The organism is Spirulina major PCC 6313 (assembly GCF_001890765.1).
Classification (GTDB): Bacteria; Cyanobacteriota; Cyanobacteriia; order Cyanobacteriales; family Spirulinaceae; genus Spirulina; species Spirulina major.
The window spans coordinates 108106-133811 of record NZ_KV878783.1; the positions used below are offsets into that span (position 1 = coordinate 108106).

General features: G+C 53.9%; 25 protein-coding genes, 1 tRNA gene and 1 pseudogene. 15 read left to right on the forward strand and 12 right to left on the reverse strand.

What is annotated here, in order from left to right; all coding sequences use genetic code 11:
- The first annotated feature begins 49 nt into the window (after positions 1–49).
- The 3 genes from SPI6313_RS00725 (at position 50) to SPI6313_RS00735 (ending at position 3270) form a co-directional block, all read left to right on the forward strand.
- Positions 50–1432, forward strand: coding sequence for a folate/biopterin family MFS transporter (locus tag SPI6313_RS00725; RefSeq protein ID WP_084668822.1), 1383 nt, complete (start codon positions 50–52; stop codon positions 1430–1432).
- 105 nt (positions 1433–1537) lie between these two features.
- A complete protein-coding gene (locus SPI6313_RS00730) occupies positions 1538–3040 on the forward strand; it encodes a carotenoid oxygenase family protein (RefSeq protein WP_072619273.1) in 1503 nt (500 codons plus the stop codon).
- Positions 3040–3270 (forward strand): hypothetical protein, encoded by a 231-nt coding sequence (locus SPI6313_RS00735; protein ID WP_072619274.1) that lies wholly within the window; start codon positions 3040–3042, stop codon positions 3268–3270. The genes SPI6313_RS00730 and SPI6313_RS00735 overlap by 1 nt, the downstream gene beginning before the upstream one ends.
- Positions 3271–3523: 253 nt before the next feature.
- Here the strand turns inward: SPI6313_RS00735 and SPI6313_RS24955 are convergent, their stop codons facing one another.
- Positions 3524–3637: a phage integrase N-terminal SAM-like domain-containing protein gene (locus SPI6313_RS24955; protein ID WP_425443042.1), complete on the reverse strand. Its 114-nt coding sequence runs from the start codon at positions 3635–3637 to the stop codon at positions 3524–3526.
- Between the two features lie 177 nt (positions 3638–3814).
- On the opposite strand from SPI6313_RS24955, the gene SPI6313_RS00740 reads away from it, so the two are divergent.
- Positions 3815–4495 (forward strand): hypothetical protein, encoded by a 681-nt coding sequence (locus SPI6313_RS00740; RefSeq protein WP_072619275.1) that lies wholly within the window; start codon positions 3815–3817, stop codon positions 4493–4495.
- Positions 4476–5681: a DNA cytosine methyltransferase gene (locus tag SPI6313_RS00745; protein WP_072619276.1), complete on the forward strand. Its 1206-nt coding sequence runs from the start codon at positions 4476–4478 to the stop codon at positions 5679–5681. The genes SPI6313_RS00740 and SPI6313_RS00745 overlap by 20 nt, the downstream gene beginning before the upstream one ends.
- Before the next feature lie 97 nt (positions 5682–5778).
- Here the strand turns inward: SPI6313_RS00745 and SPI6313_RS00750 are convergent, their stop codons facing one another.
- Positions 5779–9402, reverse strand: a complete 3624-nt coding sequence (locus SPI6313_RS00750) for a hydantoinase B/oxoprolinase family protein (protein ID WP_072622932.1) — start codon at positions 9400–9402, stop codon at positions 5779–5781.
- Between the two features lie 133 nt (positions 9403–9535).
- On the opposite strand from SPI6313_RS00750, the gene SPI6313_RS00755 reads away from it, so the two are divergent.
- The 3 genes from SPI6313_RS00755 to SPI6313_RS24960 all read left to right on the forward strand — a co-directional run bounded on the left by SPI6313_RS00755 (position 9536) and on the right by SPI6313_RS24960 (position 10880).
- The gene (locus tag SPI6313_RS00755; protein WP_072622933.1) at positions 9536–10054 is read left to right on the forward strand and encodes a YchJ family protein; all 519 of its coding nucleotides are present in this window, start codon (positions 9536–9538) and stop codon (positions 10052–10054) included.
- 270 nt (positions 10055–10324) lie between these two features.
- Complete coding sequence (locus SPI6313_RS00760; protein WP_072619277.1) at positions 10325–10663, forward strand: DUF6972 family protein; 339 nt, start codon at positions 10325–10327, stop codon at positions 10661–10663.
- Entirely contained in the window at positions 10611–10880 is a 270-nt protein-coding gene (locus SPI6313_RS24960; protein ID WP_072619278.1) for a hypothetical protein, read from the forward strand. Before SPI6313_RS00760 ends, SPI6313_RS24960 begins: the two co-directional genes overlap by 53 nt.
- A gap of 245 nt (positions 10881–11125) precedes the next feature.
- Here the strand turns inward: SPI6313_RS24960 and SPI6313_RS00770 are convergent, their stop codons facing one another.
- A complete protein-coding gene (locus SPI6313_RS00770) occupies positions 11126–12247 on the reverse strand; it encodes a glycosyltransferase (RefSeq protein ID WP_072619279.1) in 1122 nt (373 codons plus the stop codon).
- Complete coding sequence (locus SPI6313_RS00775; protein ID WP_084668823.1) at positions 12237–13505, reverse strand: glycosyltransferase; 1269 nt, start codon at positions 13503–13505, stop codon at positions 12237–12239. The genes SPI6313_RS00770 and SPI6313_RS00775 overlap by 11 nt, the downstream gene beginning before the upstream one ends.
- A 316-nt stretch (positions 13506–13821) precedes the next feature.
- On the opposite strand from SPI6313_RS00775, the gene groES reads away from it, so the two are divergent.
- The 3 genes from groES (at position 13822) to SPI6313_RS00790 (ending at position 16053) form a co-directional block, all read left to right on the forward strand.
- Entirely contained in the window at positions 13822–14133 is a 312-nt protein-coding gene (gene groES, locus SPI6313_RS00780; RefSeq protein WP_072619280.1) for a co-chaperone GroES, read from the forward strand.
- 59 nt (positions 14134–14192) lie between these two features.
- On the forward strand, positions 14193–15818 hold the full coding sequence (gene groL, locus SPI6313_RS00785) for a chaperonin GroEL (protein ID WP_072619281.1): 1626 nt from the start codon (positions 14193–14195) through the stop codon (positions 15816–15818).
- 161 nt (positions 15819–15979) lie between these two features.
- A tRNA-Pro gene (locus tag SPI6313_RS00790) sits at positions 15980–16053 on the forward strand.
- A 178-nt stretch (positions 16054–16231) separates the two neighbouring features.
- On the opposite strand, the gene SPI6313_RS23235 is transcribed toward SPI6313_RS00790, so the two are convergent.
- From SPI6313_RS23235 to murG, 4 genes and pseudogenes are all read right to left on the reverse strand, one after another.
- Positions 16232–16369 (reverse strand): hypothetical protein, encoded by a 138-nt coding sequence (locus SPI6313_RS23235; RefSeq protein WP_175551028.1) that lies wholly within the window; start codon positions 16367–16369, stop codon positions 16232–16234.
- A 637-nt stretch (positions 16370–17006) separates the two neighbouring features.
- Positions 17007–17357, reverse strand: coding sequence for a hypothetical protein (locus tag SPI6313_RS00800; RefSeq protein WP_072619283.1), 351 nt, complete (start codon positions 17355–17357; stop codon positions 17007–17009).
- 296 nt (positions 17358–17653) lie between these two features.
- Positions 17654–18259: pseudogene (locus tag SPI6313_RS00805) on the reverse strand (DedA family protein); the annotation flags it as partial.
- Positions 18260–18415: 156 nt separating this feature from the next.
- Positions 18416–19459 (reverse strand): undecaprenyldiphospho-muramoylpentapeptide beta-N-acetylglucosaminyltransferase, encoded by a 1044-nt coding sequence (gene murG, locus SPI6313_RS00810; RefSeq protein ID WP_072619285.1) that lies wholly within the window; start codon positions 19457–19459, stop codon positions 18416–18418.
- A gap of 47 nt (positions 19460–19506) precedes the next feature.
- Here murG and SPI6313_RS00815 point away from each other — a divergent pair, with 47 nt between their 5' ends.
- On the forward strand, positions 19507–20286 hold the full coding sequence (locus tag SPI6313_RS00815; RefSeq protein WP_072619286.1) for a Cif family virulence factor: 780 nt from the start codon (positions 19507–19509) through the stop codon (positions 20284–20286).
- Between the two features lie 33 nt (positions 20287–20319).
- Here the strand turns inward: SPI6313_RS00815 and SPI6313_RS00820 are convergent, their stop codons facing one another.
- A complete protein-coding gene (locus SPI6313_RS00820) occupies positions 20320–21231 on the reverse strand; it encodes a phytanoyl-CoA dioxygenase family protein (RefSeq protein ID WP_072619287.1) in 912 nt (303 codons plus the stop codon).
- 394 nt (positions 21232–21625) lie between these two features.
- Complete coding sequence (locus SPI6313_RS00825; RefSeq protein WP_072619288.1) at positions 21626–22138, reverse strand: DUF937 domain-containing protein; 513 nt, start codon at positions 22136–22138, stop codon at positions 21626–21628.
- 219 nt (positions 22139–22357) lie between these two features.
- Here SPI6313_RS00825 and SPI6313_RS00830 point away from each other — a divergent pair, with 219 nt between their 5' ends.
- Positions 22358–23299, forward strand: coding sequence for a DUF928 domain-containing protein (locus SPI6313_RS00830; protein ID WP_175551029.1), 942 nt, complete (start codon positions 22358–22360; stop codon positions 23297–23299).
- Between the two features lie 78 nt (positions 23300–23377).
- Positions 23378–23701 (forward strand): YbjQ family protein, encoded by a 324-nt coding sequence (locus SPI6313_RS00835; RefSeq protein WP_072619290.1) that lies wholly within the window; start codon positions 23378–23380, stop codon positions 23699–23701.
- A 96-nt stretch (positions 23702–23797) separates the two neighbouring features.
- On the opposite strand, the gene ahr is transcribed toward SPI6313_RS00835, so the two are convergent.
- Positions 23798–24799: an NADPH-dependent aldehyde reductase Ahr gene (gene ahr, locus SPI6313_RS00840; RefSeq protein WP_072619291.1), complete on the reverse strand. Its 1002-nt coding sequence runs from the start codon at positions 24797–24799 to the stop codon at positions 23798–23800.
- Positions 24800–24871: 72 nt separating this feature from the next.
- A complete protein-coding gene (locus SPI6313_RS00845; RefSeq protein WP_072619292.1) occupies positions 24872–25081 on the reverse strand; it encodes a ssl0294 family protein in 210 nt (69 codons plus the stop codon).
- Between the two features lie 121 nt (positions 25082–25202).
- Here SPI6313_RS00845 and SPI6313_RS00850 point away from each other — a divergent pair, with 121 nt between their 5' ends.
- A complete protein-coding gene (locus SPI6313_RS00850) occupies positions 25203–25703 on the forward strand; it encodes a pentapeptide repeat-containing protein (protein WP_072619293.1) in 501 nt (166 codons plus the stop codon).
- The last annotated feature ends 3 nt before the right edge of the window (positions 25704–25706 follow it).

Consider the following 25706-nt stretch of genomic DNA (forward strand, 5'->3'; position numbering starts at 1 on the left):
TGCCCGTCTCCGCATCACCAAGATTCTGTTGCACGAATTCACACACTCTATGGTTAGCTCCGCATCCAGTCTGGATCGCTTTAAACAGTCATTGATCAAAAAGGTCTTATTTGGGAATCAACCGACCCCCGAACTGATCGCCATTTTAACGGTTTATTTTGTCCAAGGAATTTTAGGCCTCTCCCGCCTTGCCGTCAGCTTTTTCCTCAAGGATGAGCTACACCTCAGTCCGGCCCAGGTGGCGGCCTTGGGTGGGGTGGCGGCGTTGCCTTGGGTGATTAAGCCGGTGTTTGGCTTTTTGTCTGATGGGTTTCCGCTGTTTCGCTATCGGCGGCGGCCCTACCTGATCCTGTCGGGGATTTTGGGGATGGCGGCGTGGTTGTCCTTGGCGATGGTGGTGAATTCAGCGATCGCGGCGACGGTGGCCATGCTGGCGGCTTCCCTGTCGGTGGCGATTAGTGATGTGATCGCGGATTCGGTGGTGGTGGAGCGGGTGCGCCATCAAACCAACAGCGAGGCGGGATCGCTCCAGTCCTTAAGCTGGGGGGTTTCGGCGCTGGGGGGGCTGGTGACGGCGTACCTAAGCGGCTGGCTGTTGGATGCGTTCAGTATCCAGGTGGTGTTTTACATCACGGCGACGTTCCCGCTGCTGGTGTCGCTGGTGGCCTGGTGGATTGTGGAGCAGCCGGTGGCGAGCGATCGCAACCATCTCGCCCTCGTCCGCGAACAAGGCCGCAACCTCTGGCAGGCCGTACGTCAAAAAGCCATTTGGCTCCCGACGCTCTTTGTCTTTCTCTGGCAGGCGACCCCATCAGGCGAATCGGCGTTTTTCTTTTTCATGACCAATGAATTGGGCTTTGAAGCGGAATTCTTGGGCCGGGTGCGCCTAGTGACGAGCTTGGCCTCGCTGGTGGGAATTTGGATGTATCAGCGGTTCTTGCGGGCTGTGCCGTTCCGGGTGATTCTCGGCTGGTCTACGGTGATTGCGGCGGGTTTGGGCATGACGATGTTGCTCCTCGTCACCCATGCCAATCGCGCCCTAGGGATCGATGACCATTGGTTCAGCTTGGGGGATAGCCTGATTCTAACGGTGGTGGGCCAGATCACGTTTATGCCGGTGTTGGTGCTGTCGGCGCGACTCTGCCCGCCGGGGGTGGAGGCGACGCTGTTTGCGCTGTTGATGTCGGTGTGGAATTTGTCTAATTTAACGTCCCAAGAGTTGGGGGCACTGTTGACCCAGGTGTTGGGGGTGACGGAAACCAATTTTGATAACCTCTGGCTGCTGGTGGTGCTGACAAATCTTTCGACGCTGCTGCCGTTGCCGTTTTTGGGCTGGTTGCCCGCCGGCGAACCGGAACCGGAGGCGATCGCTCCCCCCTCCCCTCCCCCTGAACCCATCACCACCCCGCCGGAACCCGTTTTGCGATCGTAGTTCGATTGCGTTGGGATGAGTGGCGATCGCTGCAACTCTGACGCGGTGGGCATTACCCACCCTAGAAAACCTGTACTTTATTCGCTTATTTTTGGATTGTCTCTCATGCAAACCCTCGATTCTTCCGCTACCACAACGCCCTATTTTGACCGTAAAGACTGGCAACGGGGCTACGAATCCCAACGCCAGGAAATCAGCACCGTTGTCGATCGCATCACCGGCACAATTCCCCCGGAATTGACCGGGACGTTATTCCGTAACGGGCCCGGCTTGCTAGATATCAATGGCGAACCGATTCATCACCCCTTTGATGGGGATGGGATGGTGTGCGCGATCGCCTTTCGAGACGGTCACGCCTATTTTCAAAACCGCTTCGTCCGCACGGAAGGCTTTGTCAAAGAACAGGCCGCCAAGAAAAGCCTCTATCGCGGCGTGTTTGGGACGAAACGCTCCGGCGGTTGGTTGGCGAACCTGTTTAATTTGAACGTCAAAAATATCGCCAATACAAATGTGATCTATTGGGGCGATCGCCTCCTCGCCCTCTGGGAAGGCGGCAAACCCCACCGCCTCAACCCCCACACCCTCGAAACCCTCGGCCTCGATGACCTCGATGGCATCCTGGACAAAGGCGGCTCCTTTTCCGCCCATCCCCGCATTGACCCCGCCAGCATCCTAGATGACGGCCAGCCCTGCCTCGTTAACTTCTCGATCAGCCCCGGCCCCGTCACCACCCTCAACCTCTACGAACTCAGTCCTGACGGCAAACTGTTACGCAAGCAATCCCACCCCGTCCCCGGTTTTGCCTTCATTCACGACTTCGCCATCACCCCCCATTACGCCCTCTTCTTCCAAAACCCGGTACAGTTCAACCCCCTCCCCTTCCTCCTCGGCCAACGGGGCGCGGCGGAATGTATCAAATTCCAACCCGACCAAGACACCAAGGTGATCATCGTCCCCCGTGATCCCAACTCCAACCGTACCGTCCAAACCTTGAACGTCCGCGCCGGGTTTATTTTCCACCATGCCAACGCCTGGGAAGAGGACGAAAACACGATCGGGATTGACTCGATCTGTTATGCGGATTTCCCGGAAGTGGAGCCGGATTCTGATTTTCGGGAGATTGATTTCACAAAAATTGATCCAGGCCAGTTATGGCGTTTTCGGTTTGATCTGCATACCCGTGCCGCGACGGCCCACTTGATCGAATCCCGCTGTGTGGAATTTCCAGCCATCCATCCCCATCAAGAAGGGCGCAGCTATCGCTATACCTATCTCGCCGCTGCGGCCCCCCCCACGGGTCACGCTCCCCATCAAGCTCTCCTTAAACATGACTTTGCCACGGGAACGCAGCAGTTTTACTGCTTCGGGCCGCGTCAGTTTGTGACGGAGCCGGTTTTTGTGCCCAAACCGGGCGAGACCGATGAAGATGCGGGCTGGGTGTTGACGATGGTGTACGATGCCGATCGCCACGGGTCGGATTTGGCTATTTTTAACGCCCAGGATCTCGAAGCAGGCGCGATCGCGACCCTCCATCTCGATCTACACATCCCCTTCGGCCTCCATGGCAACTGGACAGATCAGATCTTCTGGCCCAACGAGGCCGCCTAGTGCCGCCGCGCTGGCATCTACCCTGGTTCGCTGTGATTGGGATTGTGTTCGTGATGCTGCTGTTGTTAGTGGCGGGGTTGAATGGGGTGCTGGTGCGGGGGCGCGATCGCTTTGATCAGGGCTGTCTCCGCTGGGAGGATGGCGTGGAAGTGCTGATGACTGGGGCGGATTGTGCGACATCTCCCACGCTTAAGACCCATCACTCGACGGGATCAACCCCGATCCCGTAACCCCCACCGCCGGGAGTGGCGATCGCAATACAAGCGGGGGATTGTGTTGCGATCGTTGCCGTACTGACCAAGTCCTCAACCCCATAGAGTAGCCAGCGGCTTGATGTGTCGCGGGTTGGTGGGTTGCCGATGGCGGTGCTGGCTACAGTTTTGGGGCGCGATCGGCAACAAGATCAAGGACGGGTGGGGGCTTGGCTGTTGCAGGAGTTTTCGGGAGGATAGACCGTTTCTTGTCGTTTGGGTGATGCTCGCCCTACACCTTGATCCAATCGATGTACGTTTGCTCAGTCCGGTAGGAGTAGTGTTTGAGGCGGATCACCTCTCGAACCACATCCAGCAGCTTCTTCGGAGGTGGGGTAGCGGTCATGGGGAAAACAATCCGTATAAAACGCTGATCAGGAGATTATCCGGAAAATTTCCGCATAACATCCCTATAAAGGATGTTATGCGGATGAAATCTTACTAAAATTCCTATATGGGCGATTAGATGGAAAAAATCCGTATAATTCATAGTTATGTGTAGAAGAGCAATATAAGGAATACGATGGCAAAGAATTTTCAAGATGATGACAGAGAAGAAGCTATGATTGCTCTATTTGATCTGTATAAAGATGAGACAGAGGGACGTTCAGGAGTAGATGCTTTTCTAAAAATAGATGGAAAAACTATTCCATTTGAACTGAAAACGACATCGCAAGGCTCTGTTACCACAGTAAGAGACTTTGGGCCAGATCATGTCCGAAAGTGGAAAAACAAACATTGGCTCATAGGCTTTTTTATTAAGGGTAAGGAATATTACAAGTATGGTTCCCCCTCCATGATGTCAGACTGGATTAACAACAAAGAAAAATATATTGCTCCAGATTTCAAATTGGCAGAGCTTGTGCCAGCAAAAATAAAACTCCAAGATATGTATCAAATTATAGGTAAAAAAGATATTTACACATATGATGATGCCAAGGCTATTCAAAAAATGCAGTACAAGAAAGAACAATATTTGCAGTTACAAGATTTGGATCAAGGATATAGCCCCGATAGAATGCTGGAAATAATCAAAGATCGGGCGCAGTATTTAATAGAAAGGGGAAGCACCTTAAATAATCCACATATTCCTTTTGGTTATTTTGAAGGATGGACAGAAATAACGGCTAATCATGCCGAGAAATTGCGTATTATGGTTCGAGAATATCTGGAGAAAAATGCCAATGACACAACCTCAAAATAATACATCTGTTTATAAAAATGGCGCTCAAAAAGTGTATGATATTACTGATGAAAAAAGAGCATGGTATAGAAAAATATCTCACGAATCACGCCTTTCTAAACTTTCCGCAGAAGAAGGACTTATAGATAGTATCCATGAAGTAAATACACCAAAATTTGACCCTGATTCATTAATGCCTCAATTAGAATGCAATGGTTTAACCACAATCAGTCTGTTTAGCGGAGGTGGTGGTTTAGATTTGGGTTTTCTTAGGGCTGGCTACAAGCACATAGCGTCTTATGAGCTTATACCTATATGTAAAGATACCCTAACTGCAAATATTAAATCCACAAATATATATTGTGGTCCAGACGAGGGCGATGTAAAGAAAATAAATTGGAATATTTATAAAGATCAAATAGATATTGTTCATGGTGGGCCACCATGCCAACCATTTTCAATAGCAGGAGCACAAAAAGGTGCAGATGATGAAAGAAACATGTGGGGAGAGTTTAGCAGAGCAGTTAATGCGATAAAACCTCGTGTGTTTATCGCAGAAAATGTACCAGGAATACTTAATCCAAAGTTTAATGATTTTGTAAAAAAATATATATTGGATGAACTGGCAGATTATTCAATAACTACATTCAAAATGCATACTGCTGATTATGGGGTACCACAGATTAGAGAAAGAGTTTTCTTTGTTGGCTTTCGAAGCAAATCCCAATTGAAAAAATTTACCCCTCCTTGCCCCACGCATACTTGGGATCATTTAGGAAAAAATGATTCTTGCCATACTTGTTCTTTATTTGACATGGGACTTAAAAAAACAAATGGAGTTAGGGACTATTTGGGGTTACAAAACATTGGATTTGATAATTTGGCTCCAACTATTAGAAGTGCCTTTACGGGGAAGAGAAATACAACTTCTATCTTAAATAGCACAGCAGGTCAAAAAGCTTGGGGGGACATGCAAATATGGCCTAACGGAGTTCAGGCGAGTAGGGAAAAGGCATCAGCCTTTCCCGCTAAAAACAAACACTTTAGACTGTCGGTTCAAGATGTTGGTTTAATTCAAGGGTTCCCAGAGTCATGGAAATTTGCAGGAGCGGTGTATCAGGTTCTTGGTCAAATTGGCAATTCAGTTTCACCTCCTGTCGCGTATCATGTCGCGGTAAGTGTCTTAAATGCATTGAAAAACACATAACCAGTCGCTGCGCCGGACGGCAATTCCGCTGCGCTCCAAGCGCCCATGAAGCATGCGTTAGCATCCTTGCCTGATGCTGTTCAAACACGTTCTCAGTTCACATGGAGCCATAGCCCCCGCCGCCGGGAGTTGCGATCGCAAGACAATCCCCTGCTTGCATTGCGATCGTGGCCGTACTCCCCAACTCCTCAATCGTCCCATCGGCCCGCTCGATCCAATTGTGCCCCGTTTGGCCCGCACCGCCCCCCGCCAAGCCAAAGGGAGCCACCCGCCGCCGTCCCGACAAGATCCCCGCCGTCATCGGTTCTAAAAATCGTACCCGCCGGATCACACCATTGCCCCCCGGATAGGCCCCCGCGCCACCACTGCCGGGCCGAATCGCAAACCGTTCCAACCGCACCGGAAACCGCCATTCCAACACCTCCGGATCGGTGAGGCGCGAGTTTGTCATGTGGGTCTGTACCGCATCCGTCCCGGCAAACCCTGGCCCCGCACCACTACCGCCGCAAATCGTCTCGTAGTATTGATATTGGTCATTGCCGAAGGTGAAATTATTCATCGTCCCCTGGGACGCGGCCAACTGACCCAACGCCCCATAAAGACAGTCCACCACCGCTTGGGAGGTTTCCACATTCCCCGCCACCACCGCCGCCGGATAGCGCGGGTTGAGCAGCGAACCGGGGGGCACGATGATCGTCAAGGGCGTTAAACAGCCCACATTGAGGGGAATATCGTCATCCACCAAGGAGCGAAACACATAGAGCACGGCAGCCTGACAGACCGCGATCGGGGCGTTGAAATTGCTGCTCACTTGGGGAGATGTGCCGGTGAAGTCGATCGTGGCGCTGCGGCTTTGGGGGTGAATCGTGATTTTGACCTGGATCTGTGCGCCGTGGTCGAGGGGACAGGTGAACTCGCCGTCTTGGAGATGGGCGATCGCTCGTCGTACCGATTCCTCTGCATTGCGTTGCACATGACCCATATAGGCCTGTACCGTCGCCTGACCGTATTGGGAAACCATGCGCCGCAATTCCTGCCCGCCTTTTTCGTTGGCGGCAATTTGGGCGCGAAGATCGGCGAGGTTTTGGTCAGGATTACGGGCGGGGTAGGGGCCAGCGGTGAGGTGGGCGACGATATCTGCTTCGCAAAATTGGCCCTGATTGACGAGGCGCACATTGTCAAATAACACCCCTTCTTGATCGATGTGGGTGCTGTGGGGCGGCATCGAACCGGGGGAAATGCCGCCAATATCGGCATGGTGGCCCCGTGAGGCAACGTAGAAGGCGGGGCGCTCCGAGTCCAAAAAGATGGGGGTGATCACGGTGACATCGGGTAAATGCGTGCCGCCGTTGTAGGGGTTGTTGAGTAAATACACATCGCCGGGTTGGAATTTGTCCCCTTTGGCGGCGATCAGGCTTTCAATGCTGGCACTCATGGAGCCGAGATGGACGGGAATATGGGGCGCGTTGGCTACCAGTTGCCCGGCCGGGTCGAAGAGGGCGCAGGAAAAGTCGAGGCGTTCTTTGATGTTGACGGAATAGCTGGTGTTTTGGAGGGTTGTGCCCATTTGTTCGGCGATCGCCCGAAACCCGTGGTTAAAAATTTCCAGCAATACGGGATCGACAGACTCCTCAGAAACAAGAGCCTTAAGCCCCTTGTCCGGAGGTATCGCTGGCATCAGTTCAATCACCAAATGGCCGTAAGCGTTCACCGTCGCTCGCCAGCCCGGTTCAATCACATTTGTCCCCGTCGCTTCGATGATCAACGCAGGGCCTGCGATCGCATCATCCGGTTGTAATTGATCCCGCTGAAACACCGGGGCATCCTGCCAAGCCTGCGCGGTGAAAAGGGGAACGGTGGTCAGCGGTTGGGGCGGTGTGGTGCGGGGTTGAGGTTGAGGGGGTTCGGTCGCGGTGGCGGCTGGGGCGATCAATTCGACGCTGAGGGATTCGATGATCAAGGGGCGATCGCTCATCGTGAAGCCGTAGCGTTGGCGGTATTGGTCGTTAAACGCGGCGATCATGGAGGCGCGATCGCTCAAGTCCACCGTCAGGGTGCTATCGGTGCCTTGATATTTAACTTGGGCTGTGTGGCGCTGCTCTAGGTGATCAATCGAGGTATTTTGGGCCCGCAATTCCTCACAACCTAGGGCGGCCAATTCCTCACAAATCGCCCCCAATTCTGGGATCAATTCCTCCGTTAACGGTGCTTCCACCGCCCGCTCATGGATCACCCGCACATCCGCCAAGCCAATCCCATAGGCCGACAACACCCCCGCATAGGGATGAATCACAATCCGCCTCATTCCCAACGCTTCAGCGATTAAACAGGCGTGCTGTCCCCCCGCTCCACCGAAGCAGCAGAGGGTATAACCCGACAGATCATAGCCCCGTTGGAGGGAGATTTTTTTAATCGCGTTGGCCATGGTGTTGACGGCGATGTGTAAAAATCCCGTGGCAATTTCCGCCGGACTGCGATCGTCGTTAATCTCTGCGGCAAGGGTGTCGAATTGCGCCGCGACAGTAGCCCGATCCAAGGGGCGATCGCCATCGGGGCCAAACACCGCCGGGAAAAAGTCCGGCTGCACCTTGCCCACCCTCACATTGCAATCCGTCACCGTCAGCGGCCCGCCCCGCCCGTAGGCTGCTGGCCCCGGATTCGCCCCGGCAGAATCGGGCCCAACGCGATAGCGAGCACCGTCATACTGCACAATCGAGCCGCCCCCCGCCGCCACGGTATGAATCGCAAGCATGGGCGATCGCAACCGCACCCCCGCAATTTCCGTCTCTAAACTGCGCTCATACTCCCCGGCATAATGGCTGACATCCGTGGACGTGCCGCCCATATCAAAGCCAATCACCCGGTCAAACCCCGCCACCGCGCAGGTTTTCACCGCCCCGACGATGCCCCCCGCTGGCCCCGACAAAATACTATCCTTGCCCTGAAACTGCTGCGCCGCAGTCAGCCCGCCGTTGGACTGCATGAACATTAAACGCGGCATTGCTTGATCCGTCTCGGTGTGCAATTGCGCCGCAATCCGATCCACATAGCGGCGCAAAATCGGCGACAAATAGGCATCTACCACCGTCGTATCGCCCCGACTGACGAGCTTCATCAACGGACTGACTTGATGGGACAGGGAAATATGGGTAAAGCCAATTTCACGAGCGATCGCACCGATGCGCTGCTCATGTGCCGGGTTGCGGTAACCATGGAGGAGGGCAACGGCACAACTGCGAATGTTGCGATCGTAGGCCGTCTGTAAATCCTGGCGAATCTGGGCTTCGTTTAACGGGATCAATTCTCGCCCCTGGGCATCGTGACGCGCTGCTACCTCGATCACCTGTGCATACAACATCGACGGCCGCACAATCTGCCGCGCAAAAATATCCGGGCGGTTCTGATAGCCAATCCGCAGCACATCTTTAAACCCCTGGGTCGTGACGAAGAGGGTGCGATCGCCTTTCCGCTCCAGCAGCGCATTGGTCGCCACCGTCGTCCCCATCTTAATCGCGTCAATCTGCTCAATGGGCAGCGGCTCATCCGCCCCCAACCCCAGCACCTCCCGCATTCCCTGGATCGGCGCATCCGCATACCGTTCCGGATTCTCCGACAGCAACTTATGCACCACCCGCCGCCCATCGGGCCGCTGCGCCACAATATCCGTAAACGTCCCCCCCCGATCAATCCAAAACTGCCAACCCGTCTGCCTTGGAGTCATCGCTGCGATCGCCCTCATACCAACTCTCTACCGCCACATTATGCCAGCTTGATAGCTCCCCAAACGTTACCCTGGATGGCTTCAACGGCTCAAGCTGTCAGAAATGACAACGGAATCCAACGCTCCCGCCGTTATGATCGTTAATTTAACGGTGAGCGTGTCAACTAATCTGCCCCTATCAATCCCCTGCCCCTGTGGGAGTGGTCAATTATTCTCAGACTGCTGTGCCCCATACCTCCAAGGGCAACGGCCTGCACCCACGGCTGAAACGTTAATGCGATCGCGCTACAGTGCCTACTGCACCAAAAATATTGATTACCTCGTCAAAACCCATCATCCCCAGCACCGCGAACCCCATAGCCGCCACCAAATCACAGCAACGGCAAACAGTGTGACCTGGCTGGGTTTAACGGTCATTGCCACGGAGCAGGGACAAGGGGGCGATCAAACGGGAATCGTTGAGTTTGTGGCGGTGTTTCAAGACGGGAAAAAGGCGGCGCAACTCCATGAGCGATCGCGTTTCCGTCAGGAAATGGGTCAATGGTTTTACCTCGACGGGGATATTTTACCGCCCTTGCAACCCCCAAAAAATGAACCCTGTTGGTGTAAAAGTGGCAAAACGTTCAAACAATGCCACGGCAAGAAACGTTAGAAAACTGACCTGTTACCGTGCCCAGTGATCCACTCTTTTAGTCATGTCATGGCGCTACATTCCCGCCGCAGCATTGCCCCCGCTGTCTTCGGGAGGAGCCGCCTTGTGACATCGGCAGATAGGGTGTGGGTCGCGAAAGGTTATGACATCATATAGCGATCCTCAATCAATCGTAAATCTATAATCCCCGCCAACAAGGGGCTTAAGCCCCTTGCCTGTTCATGAATCAAATAGGATTGTTATGGACTCCAAACCGTCACGAAAATCCGTATGAGTGGGATTGATCGCAAAATCATCCTCGATCGCCGGCACATTGCGAAGCATCTGCCCAATACAGCACAGAGTAATCGGCTTTTGCGGCGAGGGCGATCAGCCCATGTGTTCAATGATGAAAAAACTCTGCTTCGAGTTGCACAGGCTATCATAGTGGGCGGTATTCACACGGGTTTTGCCAGGGGCTACGATCGTTATGGCTTGATGTTCACCGAGGCGATTGGTGTTCGCCTTGACCCTGATGGTTCAACGCTCCTGTTATTCTATGGCGAGGTCAAGATTGATGCAGACAACCAATACCACCCCATCCCCCGCACTCGACCCAGCGAAGCATAAATGGAACTTTTTGGAAGTTTGGGTTGACCCCATGCAGTCACCACCCTACCTTCTGCTGCTTCTGGGTGATGAGTCGGGTGATTGTCAGGTGCTTGATCCTGCTGAGCAATACAAGTTGATCAAACAATGTAGTAGTTACGAACAAGCTCAGCTATGGTTGCTTGAGGATGAGTATGAACCACTCGAAGGTCGCTTATCGGAAGCCGAGTTTTCATAAATCATCAGGTGGACAAAATCTATGGTTTCAAAACCAAAATCACCAGTCATCAGTATTTGCTCACTCCGCCTTACCAAAGCCCGTACTTACGACCACTTGCCCAACAAACCGCAAACCAGTCAAACTGACCTATCTGCACGCATCTAAAACAACATCTTCATTTTAGTTGCGATCGCATTAAGCCTGAGATTGAGTCACTACAGCGATGGTGGCTTACAGCGATCGCACCCTACAGCGATGGTGGCTTACAGCGATCGCGCAAAGTCTAAATATTGCTGACAGACTCCGAGATAATCCAAGGCTTGGGCGCGGGCGTGGCCCTTGGCGCGATAGTCGTGGTAGGTCTCAGGGTTTACTAATACATCCCGGAGGGTTTTCGTTAGGGTGGCGCGATCACCCATGGGGATTAAGAGACCCGCATCGCCGTAGTCGATTAATTCCTTCGCGCCGCCGGGGGCATCGGTGGTGAGTACCAAGGTTCCGCAGGCGAGGGCTTCGGAGAGGGCGAGGGGGCAGCCTTCCCAGGCTGAGGCGAGGACGAAGAGATCGCAGGCGGCCATGTAGGGGTAGGGGTTGACGGTGAATCCGGCGAGATCAACGCGATCGCTCACCCCCAACTGTTCGCACAGATGGGTAAGTTCCTCGCGTAATTGCCCTTCGCCGAAAATGAGGAGGCGGGCGGGAAGGTCGGGGGTGGCAGCGGCAAAGGCTTCAATGAGTAGATCGAGTTGTTTTTGTTTGGCGAGACGGGCAACAGTGAGGATGACGGGCTGGGTTTTGGGGGTGAACCAGGGATGCTGGGGGGATTGTTGGGCTTGGGTTTGGACGCGGCTGAGATGGATCGGGTTGGCGATCGCCACTTGTGGAATCGGTGGGTTGATGTGAAGGGTGTCGTGTAAGTCGGTGAGGGTATCTGTGCAGACGGCGATCAACCCTGCCGCGAAGGGGTAGGTGTGGCGCATCAAAAACGGCATTAGTTGCATCCGCCGTTCCCGGTTGAGTTCAATGCCGGATTCAAGGCTGATGATGTTGTGTTCGGTGATGATCACGCGGGTGGGGACGAAGGCGATGAGTTTTGCCCAGACGGCGACGACATTGAAATACCACGGCATCGAAATCAACACATCGGGACGGGCGCGACGCAGATAGTTCCGCAATGCCCCAATGGAAGCGATCGCCCTCGGCACATCCAATGAAATAACATTCACGTCAGGATAGCGGGCCTTTTCCTCAGCAGTGGCACGCAGGACGACGAGATCGCAGGGATAGCCTAATTCCGTGAAGCCCCGTGCGAGGGTTGTGCCGAGGTTGGTAAACGCGCCGCCTTCGAGGCCGTGGGTAAAAATTGCCAGTCGTTTAATGTTCATGGGGGGATGCTGTGGGGTCGCAGTCGTAGCCGAGGCTGTGGAAAATGGTGGCGGCGAAGCGATCGCCGTGATTGAGATCCGCGAAGGTTTGCATCTGGGTGCGATCGCCGATTGTTTCGGGATCTTGGCTTAAAAATTGCCGGAATCCAGAGGCGATCGCTTCTGGTTGCGTCGAATCCACCGCCAGCCCCAACTGATAGCGCCGCACCAATTCCCCCATCAGGCCATAATCCGAACTCAACACCGGTTTTTGCACCATTGCCGCCCAGACGAGAATGCCGCTCATCCCCACATGACGCTGATAGGGAGCCAGCAACACATCTGCACTTTGTAAGTATCCCTGCAACTCACCCAGGGGCAAAAATCGATAATCACCGACAATTTGCAACATCGGTTTTGCCTGTTGCACCTCGGCAATTTTGGCCTGTAATGCGGCGGCATCGTTCTGGCTCGCCTCCCCGGCAAAGACGATCGCAACTCGTTCGCAGTCTTGATCCGACAGTTGCAACAGGGAATCCAAGAGCGGAAAGATCCCTTTACGGCTGGTTAATGCGCCGAAGAGTAAGAAGACTTGCCGCTCTGGGGCGATCGCTAACTGGGCGAGGAGTTGCTCGCGGGTTAAATCCGACGGGGGTAGGGGTTTGACGGGATCGGCGAGGGGGATAATTTGGGTGTTAGGGCGCAAGGTTTGGAGGCCGTCCACGGCGTAGCGATCGAGGGAAAAAACGGCCGCTAAGCGGGGATGACGCAAGATGCGCCGCAACAGGGTTGTTTCCCGTAGGGTTTGGATTGTTGCCTTGGTGCTGGGGATGTAGCCGGAAAAGTTGCGGTAGTGGAAGGTGGGGCGAAAGTAGATGCCGGAGAGGGGCGCGGCGGCGGTTTTGCCAAAGAAGAGGGGCAGGATGCAGGTGTCAAAATAGAGGATGAGGCAATGATCGGGCTGGAGGCGATCGCAATAGTTCGCGAGCAATGCCCATTCATCAAAATTCCGCTTTGCCCTTGTCCAGCCGTTGGTGCGGGGGCTGAGGGCGGCTTCTTCGGCGGCGGTGATCGGGTGGAAGTGAATGCGATCGCTTGCCAATGATTGCGCGAGGGCGATCGTCTCCTGATGCACCTCCGGAAAACGCGACGACACAACAAAATCGAGATCACCAGGTAATCGCTGCTGGTGCCAATAGTTGATCAGCGTTTCCATATAGGAGGGATGATGACCAAAGACTGACAGGTCAAACAGCATGAGGCGGGGGGCCGGTTTCATAGCACTCGTGGTCACTAAAAACAGGGGATCAAGGGTGCGAAGTCTGAGCGGAGTCGAAGTCTGAGCGATCGGGTTTCGACTCCGCTCAACCCTCGGTTAATGGTCTCAAGCTTCGGCTTCTCATTGTAGCCCTGGGAACGCAGTGGAGCGATCAGAGTGCGGGCTGTGGGGGCGTGAGTACGGTAAACACTACCCCGAAACGAGTTGCCAGGGGATCACGCCGTTCGTTAAATTAGCACTCGTGTGGTGAGAGTGCTAACGCTAAACACAACCACCCCACACCTCAACTATCTCAATCTCTTATGGAGGCTTTTACATGGCTGCTTTAACCATCAATGTTTCTACTGTTAATCCTTTGGGCGATCGCGTTTTCATCAAAGTTAGCCCCAGCGAAGAACAAACCTCTGGCGGTATTTATCTCCCCGACACCGCCAAAGAAAAGCCCCAAGTGGGAACCGTTGCTGCTGTGGGCCCCGGCAAACTCGACAAAGATGGGAACCGCGTTGCAGTGGAAGTGAAAGTGGGTGATAGCGTCCTCTACTCCAAATACGCTGGCACCGACATCAAACTCAACGGCGAAGAATACGTGCTGTTGTCGGAAAAAGACATCCTCGCTTCGGTTGCGTAAGCTTTTCTCTTCAGCAATTTCCACCGACTTCAACAACACTTACAAGGATTTAGAGCACTATGGCTAAGAGCATCATTTATAACGAAGAAGCGCGTCGCGCTCTCGAAAAAGGCATTGACCTGTTGGCGGAAGCCGTGGCCGTCACCCTCGGCCCCAAAGGTCGGAACGTGGTTCTCGAAAAGAAATTTGGCGCACCTCAGATCGTCAATGACGGGATCACAATCGCGAAAGAAATCGAACTGGAAGACCACATCGAAAACACCGGGGTCTCCTTGATTCGCCAAGCCGCCTCGAAAACCAACGATGTGGCTGGGGACGGCACTACCACCGCGACAGTGTTGGCCCACGCCATGGTCAAAGAAGGCCTGCGCAACGTGGCGGCGGGTGCAAACCCCATCGCCCTCAAACGCGGTGTGGATCGCGCTACGGAATTCCTCGTGGGTCGGATTAAGGATCAAGCTCGCGAAATTTCGGACACGAAAGCGATCGCGCAAGTGGGTTCCATCTCCGCCGGGAACGACGAAGAAGTGGGCGACATGATTGCCCAAGCAATGGAAAAAGTCGGTAAAGAGGGTGTGATTTCCCTCGAAGAAGGTAAATCGATGATCACCGAACTGGAGATCACCGAAGGGATGCGCTTCGACAAAGGCTATATCTCCCCCTACTTCGTCACCGACACTGAACGCATGGAAGCGGTGCTCGAAGACCCCTACATCTTGATCACCGATAAGAAAATCGCCCTCGTTCAAGACCTCGTGCCCGTCCTCGAACAGGTGGCCCGCTCCGGCAAGCCCCTGATGATCGTTGCCGAAGACATCGAAAAAGAAGCCCTCGCCACCTTGGTGGTGAACCGTCTGCGCGGTATCCTCAACGTCGCAGCAGTGAAAGCGCCTGGGTTTGGCGATCGCCGTAAGCAAATGCTCGAAGACATCGCTGTCCTCACCGGCGGCACCCTAATCACCGAAGATGCGGGCCTCAAACTCGATGCCACCAAGCTCGAAATGCTCGGCACCTCCCGCCGGATCACGATCACCAAAGAAACCACCACCATCGTCGCCGACGGCAACGAAGCCGCAGTGAAAACCCGCTGCGACCAAATTCGCCGCCAAATTGAGGAAACCGAATCCTCCTACGACAAGGAAAAACTCCAAGAGCGGTTGGCGAAACTCTCCGGTGGTGTGGCTGTGGTCAAAGTCGGTGCCGCCACGGAAACCGAAATGAAAGACCGCAAGCTGCGTCTCGAAGATGCGATCAACGCCACCAAAGCAGCGGTAGAAGAAGGCATCGTCCCCGGTGGTGGGACGACCCTCGCTCACCTCGCGCCTCAACTCGAAACCTGGGCCACGGAAACCCTGAAAAATGAAGAGTTGACCGGTGCGATGCTCGTGGCTCGTGCTCTGTTGGCTCCCCTGAAGCGGATCGCTGAAAATGCCGGTCAAAACGGTGCGGTGATTGCCGAACGTGTCAAGGAAAAAGACTTTAACGTGGGCTACAACGCCGCCACGGGCGAGTTTGTCGATATGTTCGATGCGGGTGTGGTTGACCCGGCTAAAGTGACCCGCAGTGCGCTGCAAAATGCGGCTTCCATCGCGGGCATGGTCTTGACCACCGAGTGCATCGTTGTGGACAAGCCGGAAAAAGAAAAAGCAGCGGCAGGCCCCGGCGGCGGTGACTTCGATTACTAAACCGTAAGGTCTGCGGGAGTGCGATCGCACCTGCTGCGTTCGTCTCCCTAACCTGACTTGATCAAAAAAAGAAGCTGGCCGGGCCAGCTTCTTTTTTTGGGAAATTGCAGAAAATTTGAATTGTGTGCTACAGTTGTTAAGCGCAATTAGAATATTGCCAACGGGGCGTAGCGCAGCTTGGTAGCGCACCACTTTGGGGTAGTGGGGGTCGTGGGTTCAAATCCCGCCGCTCCGATTTTTAAACCAATCGACAACTTCAACTGAAATCACCTATACCTCCAAAAACTCCAGCCGGAACTGGAGTTTTTTTTATGGACCATTGGACTCTAGTGTCTTGTCTCGCTTAAAAAGGTGAGTGGTTATCCAGAGGGGTGAGCGGAGTCGAACCCCGGAGCACCAGACTTCGACTGCGCTCAGTCTTCAAGGTACTTGCCATCTGAGGCTAGACAGTCCACTAGCCACCCCTGTTTTTTGAGGCGAGTCCAGGCTTTTTTGAGGTGTTGGGGCTTGAAAATCTGCTGCTTACGTTCACTCCAGGTTTGGACTGCCATGATCGCAACATCTGGATCTAGCTTTGCTTGAGCTATGGACGACAGCCCCGCGTTGTACCGCTTGCGGTCAACGTCGGGAAGGATAGTCCGCCAAAGCAACGAAGTGAAATTGGCAAGTTCTCAGGTGGGATGTCTACTGAAGAGCGTGGCAAACATTGAGCTGATTTCCCTTCTACGCCTCTCTTTCGGGCAATGCACAGAGTAGACACCCATCGCTGGAATACGTTTTCTGGAAAAGCAAAAAACGAAAGTCAAAAAACAAGTCCTCTAATTGATACAGAGAGAGAGAATTAAAAAGTGGGGCTGAGCATCTTCCTCACTCTAAAAAGCTCAAATCCTACGCTCTAGAAATAGAGATCGTTACCGATGCAGTAGATGAGAGAAGCCAGAAGCGTATACTTGTATCGCTGTCTGGAGTATGTCACGGTTTTCCTGAGCAACCCAGTGAACGGTTGCTAACATTTCCAATCCATAGGGGGTTTCATAGCCTTCGATGAGTTGGCTAACTCAGTTTATGCTAACTGTCGCCCTTGGGATAAGACCGCCATGGAAGAACGTTGAGAGCCATCACCTCAAAAACGTAGCCAGTTAAGGCTTAGGCTGGTCAGCTAACCAAAGCTAGAGGCATGAAGCCCCGTCACTTTAGTGCGGGGTGCTGACCCTTAATGGTGGGGAAGTTGACCGAGTAGGTGTCCCCGACTTTTGCCACGTTCCAATTCTGCTTGTTGGCCTCAGGCAGCATGACGCGATACCGCTTAACCTTTTTGGCAGTCTTGGCTGTAGCATTCCGGATCACCTGGTTGGCTAGGGCCGAAGAGAGTGGAGTGACAACCTTTGCCGTAGTGAGTTTGCGCCGCTCAGTCAAGGGCAACTCAAGCAACCTGTTCGCCAGAGCTGTGCATTCCGCCGTTGTCTGGGCAAACAGTTCAGCCTTGACCTGGTTCAGGTCAAGGAACTTGAGCTTGAGCGTGGTAGTGACTTTTGGCATACGTCCATTATGGCGAGCTATTACCTATCTGGGTAAAGGCGAATACATGCGCCGTTGCTTTTCATCCCTGCGGTTTTAACCCAGGGATGAAAAGCTATCGGGATATTCCGTAATGTTTTCGGTAGGGGTTTGGTCTCCATGCCCCTATTCCTGCTTTAATCCAGCGACTGTGAGCAAAGGTCGTTTTTGCCGTCGTTGAGGGGAGAGGGCGGGTCAAGGGGGGCAGTGGTGAGAGGGGGGGCGAGTGTAGAGTCCTCTGGTTCCGCTGGCTCCGAGATGGGGGATTCCTGAGCGGCGCGGCGGCGTTTGAGGAACAGCGAGATCGCGATCGCCACCACCACAACAGCCAGCACCCCAAACCCAAATTGCGTCATCCAGGCCACCACCTGGGCCAAGGGCACTAGTCGCCCCGCAAAAAATGAAAATGTCACCGTAATCACCGCCCACACTGTCGCCCCACCCAAATTACAGAGCAAAAACTGACGGTAGGGCATTTCCGCAATCCCCGCCATCGGCCCCGCAAAAATCCGCAGCAACGCCACAAACCGCCCAAAAAACACCGCCCGCGCAGCGTTCTCGCTAAATTGGCGACGGCTCTCGATTAACTGAGCCTCAGAAATCCGAAACAGACGACCCACCCGCAACAGCATCGGCCAGCCGCCCCATTTCCCAATCCAATAGCCAAAATTATCCCCCAGCACTGCGCCACTAATCCCACAGAGCAGCACCCCCCAATAACTGAGGTCGTGCATTCCTGCCAAAAAACCACCCACGATGATGATGGTTTCACCGGGAAGTGGAATCCCCGTATTTTCGAGCGCAATCCCCAAAAAAACAACCCAATAACCGTAGCGTTGGGCGAGTTCTTGGATGGCATCAAGGGGCAAAAATTCCAAGGACATCCCTTTTTTACAAATGTTTACGCATCCTCCTTATCTTGACGCGCTAGCCTCGCCTCTGTCAATTGCCCATCGCCTTTCATGGCACGGCAAGCGGGGAATTAGGGTTGAGTTAATCGAGGGTTAATCACCCCTTATGCCAGGGATAACAAGCCCCCCTCAACAGAGATCGCGCAAAATGTTCGCCAGATGGGCGGCACTGTCGCGGCTGGCGAGGGTGGCGGCATTGCGAGCCATGGCGGCGAGGCGATCGCGCTCCTTCAGGAGAGCTAAGACTTCGGCTTGCAGCGTGGCGGCGGTGAGCCTCTCTTGGCGCAGGACGATCGCCGCCCCCGCATCGACGAAGGCTTTGGCGTTGAAATATTGATGATCTTCAGCGGCAAAGGGGTAGGGAATCAGCACCGCTGGGGTTTGGGTAATCGCCAATTCCGTTAACGTCCCTGCCCCAGAGCGACCGATCGCTAAATCCGCCCGCTGCAAGAGACCCGCCATATTGTGGTGAAAGGGTTGAGCGAAGTAATGGGGATGGGTAAAGGTGTCGGCATCGGGGTCGCGATCGCCCGTCAAATGCAGAATATAGGCCCCCGCCGCCAACCAGGCTGGGGCACAGTCGCGCACCAACTGATTCACCGCCACCGCCCCCTGGGAACCGCCCACAATCACCAACAGCGGCGCACCGTCCGGCACTTCAAACTCCAAGGGCTGCGGACTCAAAAACGCCTCCCGCACGGGGGTGCTCGTCCACCGGGTTTTCTGGCGCGGCAGGTAGGCGATCGCCACCTCAAACCCAACCGCCACCTGGGTACAGAGCCGCGCTAACAGCCGCGTCACCTTGCCGGGAATCGCGTTAGACTCATGCAAGACCACCGGAATTCCTGCCCACCGCGCCGCTAAAATTGCCGGAGCCGCAATATAGCCCCCTGTGGTAAACACCACATCAATGTTTTGGCGGCGAATTAATTGCTTCACCTTGAGGGTGGCAGTGATTAAACGTTGGAGAATTTTGAGCCAATGGAGACCCGGTCGCCCTTGAAAACCACTGACCGTAATCGTGTGGAGCGGGTAGTGCGACGAAATTAAGGTTTGTTCGAGGCGATCGGGCACACCGAGCCAATCAATCTTAGCCTCGGTCAGACATTGGGCGACGGCAAGGGCAGGGAAAATATGGCCCCCCGTTCCACTAGCAGCAATCAGAACATGCATGAGTTATAGTGAGTTTGTCTAAACTCCAGTAATTCAACCTATCATCAATGGGTAACTTTGCTCTGAAACCTGTTCTCCTCTCCGGCCTCTTAAGCGCAGGTCTCCTTGGCGTTTTTACCCCGGCTCTCTACGCTCAAACCACCGAATCGCCACAGTCGGATCTTGAAACAACCCTTGATAACCTCGAAGCCGCGGCCAATCGCAAAGACCTCGATGCGGTGATGGGATTTTATAGCCCGACCTTTAAAACCAACGATGACCTCGCCACCAACGGGCTACAAGATGGACTGCGCACCCTATGGCGGGATTATCGGACGTTAAGTTATGACATCGAATTGGAAGATTGGCGCGTTGAAGGGGATGAATGGATCGCTGAAACGGTGACCCGTGTGTCCGGGACTCGCTACGATGGCCGGAAGCCGGTGCGCTTGAGTTCTGTGGTGCGATCGCGCCAACATATCAACCGCCAAACCCAACGCATCCAACACCAAGACATCCTCGCCGAGCGCACCCTCGTTTTCCTGGGCGACAGCCCCCCGGAAGTCGATGTTCATCTGCCGGAACGGGTACAGCGGGGCGAATCCTTTGATTTTGACGTGGTGGTGCAAGAACCCCTCAACGGCGATCTCCTCCTCGGTGCAGCCTTAGAAGAACCCGTCACCACCGCCTACCTCAGCGAGGCGGATTTTGAGTTGGAATTGCTTCAAGCCGGCGGCATTTTTAAACGCGGCCAAATTGACCGCCGGGATGGCGATCAATGGTTTTCCGCGATTTTGATTCGGGGCGGCGGCATTACCCTCGTCACCCAACGAGTCCGCGTCGATTAAGCCTCTTCCCGTTGGGCAGGTGAACCGCATCCGTTACGACGATCGCTTCACCGCATTCAGGAGCGATCGCACCCCCTGATGTAACCAAGGTGTACGGTAAATCCACTGCTTTAATTGAAACTGCAACGCCCGCAGCGGCGTGTAGTCCGAATAGGTGGCGTGGTAGCGCATCCCTTGATACATCTGATAATGGGCCGGGCGGGTCTTAAATAAATTACCAAACTCAAACTGAGCCGGTAAATAATGCGCCGTCAAAGACTTCCGCGAAAAGCGAGGATCTTGGGTCGGCAGGGAACCATGAATCACTTTGGAATTAAAAAACAGCACATCCCCTTTACGCAGATCCGGCGCAATCACCCGGTCTGGGTTCGCATCCACATAATCCCGAATTCGCTGCGCCCATTCACCATGGGATAGCTCAGGATTATCCCCCCGAAAATCCTGATTATCGTCAGCCTCCGCCATCACGTAAAATCGCCCTGCTTCGGCCGCAATATCTTCGAGGGCAATCCAGGCGATCGTTAAATAACCGTGGGGAATGCTGTCAAGATACCACCACTCCTGATGGGGAAACGTGGCAGTATTGGCATCAAAGAGCATCCCTTGCATCAAGTTAAAGGTCTCAAATCCGGAAATTTCGCTAAGGGTATTGCGCATTTCCAAGCTACAGAGCACATCTTTAATGCTATTGCTAAAATTAGGATATTTTTTGTAATTGTGAACGTCTAAAAAAGATTCTTTGATATGTCCATATTTATCAAGGGTGCTTTTTTCATAGGTATAGGTATTTTGGCGAAAAAAGGGATGGCGGGCGGTGACAATATCGTTTTTGTAATAGTGCAGAACATGATCTAAACGCGAGTGTGGAATTAAATTTCTCACCACAACATAGCCATTTTTTTGATAAAACGATTGAAATTCTGACGGAGAAAGTTCTTGTAGCATTGTAATGATTTTCCTCTGTAGAAATGTTTGTAGAGTGACTGGCGAAAGGATGAGAACACCACCTCTCCCTTGAAAACTACTGCTGATATAGCGATCCTAAATCAATCGAAGATCTTATCTCCTCATCAACAAGGGGCTTAAGCTCCTTGCCTGTTCATAAATCAAATAGGATTGCTATACACAACCTGCCAATGGTGACCTACCCTGCGATTGATCCCCTCGCTCCGTCAGGGCAGCGAGCTAGAAGCTCGCACTACATCGGATTCCAGGGTAGTGTGAGCCTCTGGCTCACGTATACCCGCTCTAGACTAGCAACGTGGCGCATGTATCAGCAGTAGCTCTTGATAAGGGGGCTTGAGAGGGGGCTTGATCCCTTATCTTCTAAGAACAACCGCTATAGATAGCGACTCGCCATTTTCATTGCATCAGCGAGATCTACATCGCCATCGCCATCGGTATCGAGGAAGGAATTAAGGACGGCATTATTCGCACCGCCATCGGTGGGTGTGCCGCTTTGGAGAAACTGCAAAACCAAGGGGATCAAACTGGGCAACAAACCCTGAATTGTGGCGGCAGGAAGTCCGGTTTTCTGAGCCACTTCGCTGATTAGGTTTTGGACTTGTTCTTGATTGAGGAGTAGGTTAACTACTTGGGCGTTGGGTTGCGTGCCGCTGTATTGGTTGACAAGATCTTGGGCGGCGGCAGCACCTTGGGTATTTTTCGTTTCCTGAAGACCCGATCGCACATATTTACCGACGATGCCCATGGCGGTTTGCATTGCGTCGGGGTTGGCTTGGGTGGTTTGGCTCAACTGTTGGACGGTGTTTAAAATGCCGCCGAGTTGATTCGGACTGGCTTGGGCGTTGGGGTCTTGGATTGCGCCTAAGAGGGCATTAACTAGACTCATTACATTTGCTGAATAAGGGGTTGAATCTAGGGTAACGAGGGATGGTGGGGGATTGGCGGATTGATTATAAAAAGTAAGGATTTGACCGTCACAAGGAAGGAGGTCGAAACTTCTAGACGGGATGAACGTCGAACCATTACGGAAATGTTAATTTGGAAGGGGTTCAGGGTGTCCCTTGAATGGCTCAACATGGGATTCAGGATTTTCTACGGGGTTTTTATGTTGCGACGATCGCTTGTTCTTGGCCTCAGTACTGTGTTACTCAGCATTGCTATGGAGACTCAGGGGGTTACCGTGCCATCCTTAGAGCAACGGCCAAGTGATGCAGCGATCGCACAAATTCGGCGCGATCGCGGTGCGCCTGATCATACCGAAAGCCATGGCGGCCAAGCGATTCCTGCCCCCCCGGAGGCCAACCAAACCCAACGACGCGATCGCGGCGCACCCGAACGTACCGACAGCCTCGGCGGCCAAGTCTTTACGCCCCCCGATATTTTCGTTCCGGGTGACACCACGCGAGGCGGCGAAACCTTAGAACCCATCCCATCCAAAACTTGCACCACTGACCCCGATGCCACCGTGCAAGTCCTCGCCTCCATCAACGAGTACGGCCAAGCCCACGGCCTGACCAGCACACCCTTTCCCACTCTCTATGCCTACATTCCCCCCAGCACTGCCCCCACGGGTTTCCTTACCCTGATCAACGCAGACTTGGAAACCATCGCGCAAATCCCGATCGACCTACCCGCCCAAGGGGGAATCGTTGCGGTGAACACCGCCGAGGTGGAACCGCCCCTGTCGCCTTTGGTCACGGCTGAATGGTACGAATGGCACGTCACGCTGATCTGTGATGCTGAGATCAGGATCGAAAGTGAACCGGCGTTCTTGATGCGCGTCGAACCTGATTCCACCTTCACAGACCAACAGGCAGCGGCGACGGCCAAAGCGTTACCGGTGCTCTTTGGTCAAGAGGGACTGTGGTACGATGCCCTCGCTGCATCGTTTGAATACCATGGACAAGTGCCGGAGGATGAAGAGTGGCTCCCGGAATGGCAGCAGCTTCTCCTGGATGGGAATCTAGACTCTGTGTTAGAGGCGCTGGATTTGATGCCGGCACTAACCCCAGAGCCGCTTGTCCCCCCCACGTCTCCCGCTCGCTGATTCAGCCTGGGGTTAATCTTGGCCCGCAGCCGGTGGGTTAAACTTGAAGCGAATTAAGCACTATCCAGGCTGACTCTTATGATTTTATCCACCACTGACACGCTTCAAAACCAACCTGTACGGGAATATCTCGGCGTTGTTACGGCTGAGGTGGTTTATGGCAGTAATGCGCTGCGGGACTTTTTTGCGGGGATTCGGGATATTATCGGCGGCCGCACGGGAGCCTATGAGCAGGTGTTTGAGAAGGGCCAAAAAAGTGCGATCGCTGAACTCGAAGAACGGGCCAAAAAAATGGGCGCTGACGCAGTGATCGGCATTGAAATCGACACCGGCACCATCAATCTTGACTCTTCGGGTGTTCTGCTCTTGATCACTGCCACGGGGACGGCGGTTAAATTCTAGGCCAGGGAAACAGGATAATGCAAAGCAGCAGAGAGCGATCGCGATCGCTCCCTACGTTTTTAACGTTAACAACGTCTTAAGGGGTGATGCGTGACGTTACTTTTTCAGCACCACCCGATAGCGAGCCTTGCCCGCTTCGAGATGGGCGATCGCATCATTCACTTGGCTAAACTCAAACACCTCCGTCACAGGTTCGAGCTTGTGACGAGCGACAAACTCCAGCATGGTCGCCGTCGTTGCCGGACTGCCCAGGGGACTCCCAGAAACGGATTTTTGGCCCAAAATCAGCGGAAACGCCCCCAACTGAATCGGACGGGGAACCGCCCCGACAAAATGCAGCCGTCCCCTTGCCCGCAACGCCGTCACATAGGCCCCCCAATCGAGATCCACATTCACCGTCGAGAGGATGAAATCAAAGGAATCGGCCACGGCGGCGATCGCATCGGGATCGCGGGAATTGACGATGTGATCCGCCCCTAGCTCGCGGATTTCCGCCGCTTTCGCCGGATTACTAGAAAACGCCGTTACCTCACAGCCCCAAGCCTTGAGGAACTGCACCGCCATGTGACCCAAACCACCAATCCCAATCACGCCCACCCGATCCGTTGGTTTAACCCCACATTGCACAATCGGGTTAAACACCGTAATGCCGCCACAAAACAGCGGTCCGGCTTTAGCTGGATCAATCCCATCCGGAATCGGAATCACCCATTCCGCTTGGGCACGAACGCGATCGGCAAAACCGCCATACCGCCCCACAATCGTCCCTTCTGCTGTGGCACAGAGGTTTTGATCGCCAGACAGACAGGGGTTGCAATGGAGACAAGACCGGGAAAACCAACCCAAGCCGACCCGCTGGCCAACGCTTAGGGTCGTGACGCGATCGCCCACCGCCACCACCGTTCCCACCACCTCATGCCCCGGCACGAGGGGATAGGCACTCATGCCCCAATCATTTTTAATCATGCTCAAGTCGCTGTGACACAGGCCGCAATACTCCACCTGAATTTCGACTTCTTCGCCAGGCAATGCCCCAGGGTCGTATGCAAACGACTCTAGGGTTCCGCCGGCGGTTGTGGCTGCGTAGGCTTGAATCATGCGATCGCTTTCCTGAATGAAAATCTAATGGTGTTGAACGGGTACAGGAGTCGGACAGCCCCCCACTGCACCCTAATCGATCGAAATGGATTGCGGCCCAGATCCTGCCTCCGTGGCAGCCGCATCGTCGCTACCCTCTGTGGCCATACCGTTTTTCGCGAGCCAGGTTTTCACCGGATCTTCGTTGAGATTGAGCCGGAGCGCACCCGCACAAAAGCCACCGAGAAATGCGACCGGGTTCTTGAGGACTTCTTGACCGAGGGGGGTTAGTTCATCAAACACAGTTCTTTTTTTCCATTAATCGACGCTTGCCTGTTCGCATCTTAGCTTAGAAAAGTTTGCGAGCGTCACAAATCTTAATAGAATCAGAACTGGTAATCATTCCGTTCAGTCCTTAAATCCTATGAATATTCGTGCTTTGCTTGGCCTTGTGGTCGGCCTATTGTGCTGTAGTTTTCTCTGGTTTTCCCCTCTAGCCCAGGCGGGGAGTTCATCATTAATTCGGGCCTATGACGATGTGCGCGTCACCACGAAAGACTTTCATGGTGCAACTCTCAATGAAGCTGAATTTGCCAACACGAGTTTAGATGAGGCGGATTTTGGCGATGCAAAGCTGATTGGGGCGGTCTTCAATGGCTGTAGCCTCCGGGGTGCGACGTTAAAAAACGCCGATTTTCGCACTGGGATCGCTTATCTGAGCGACTTCAAAGGAGCCGACCTCACCAATGCGCGTTTTTCCGAAGCGATGCTCCTGCGCACGATTTTCACCGATGCCACCATCACGGGGGTTGATTTCACCGATGCCGTCCTCGATCGCGACCAAAAAAAGCAGTTGTGTGAACGGGCGACGGGGGTGAATCCGGTGACGGGGGCGGATACCTACGAATCCTTGGGCTGTTATTAACGG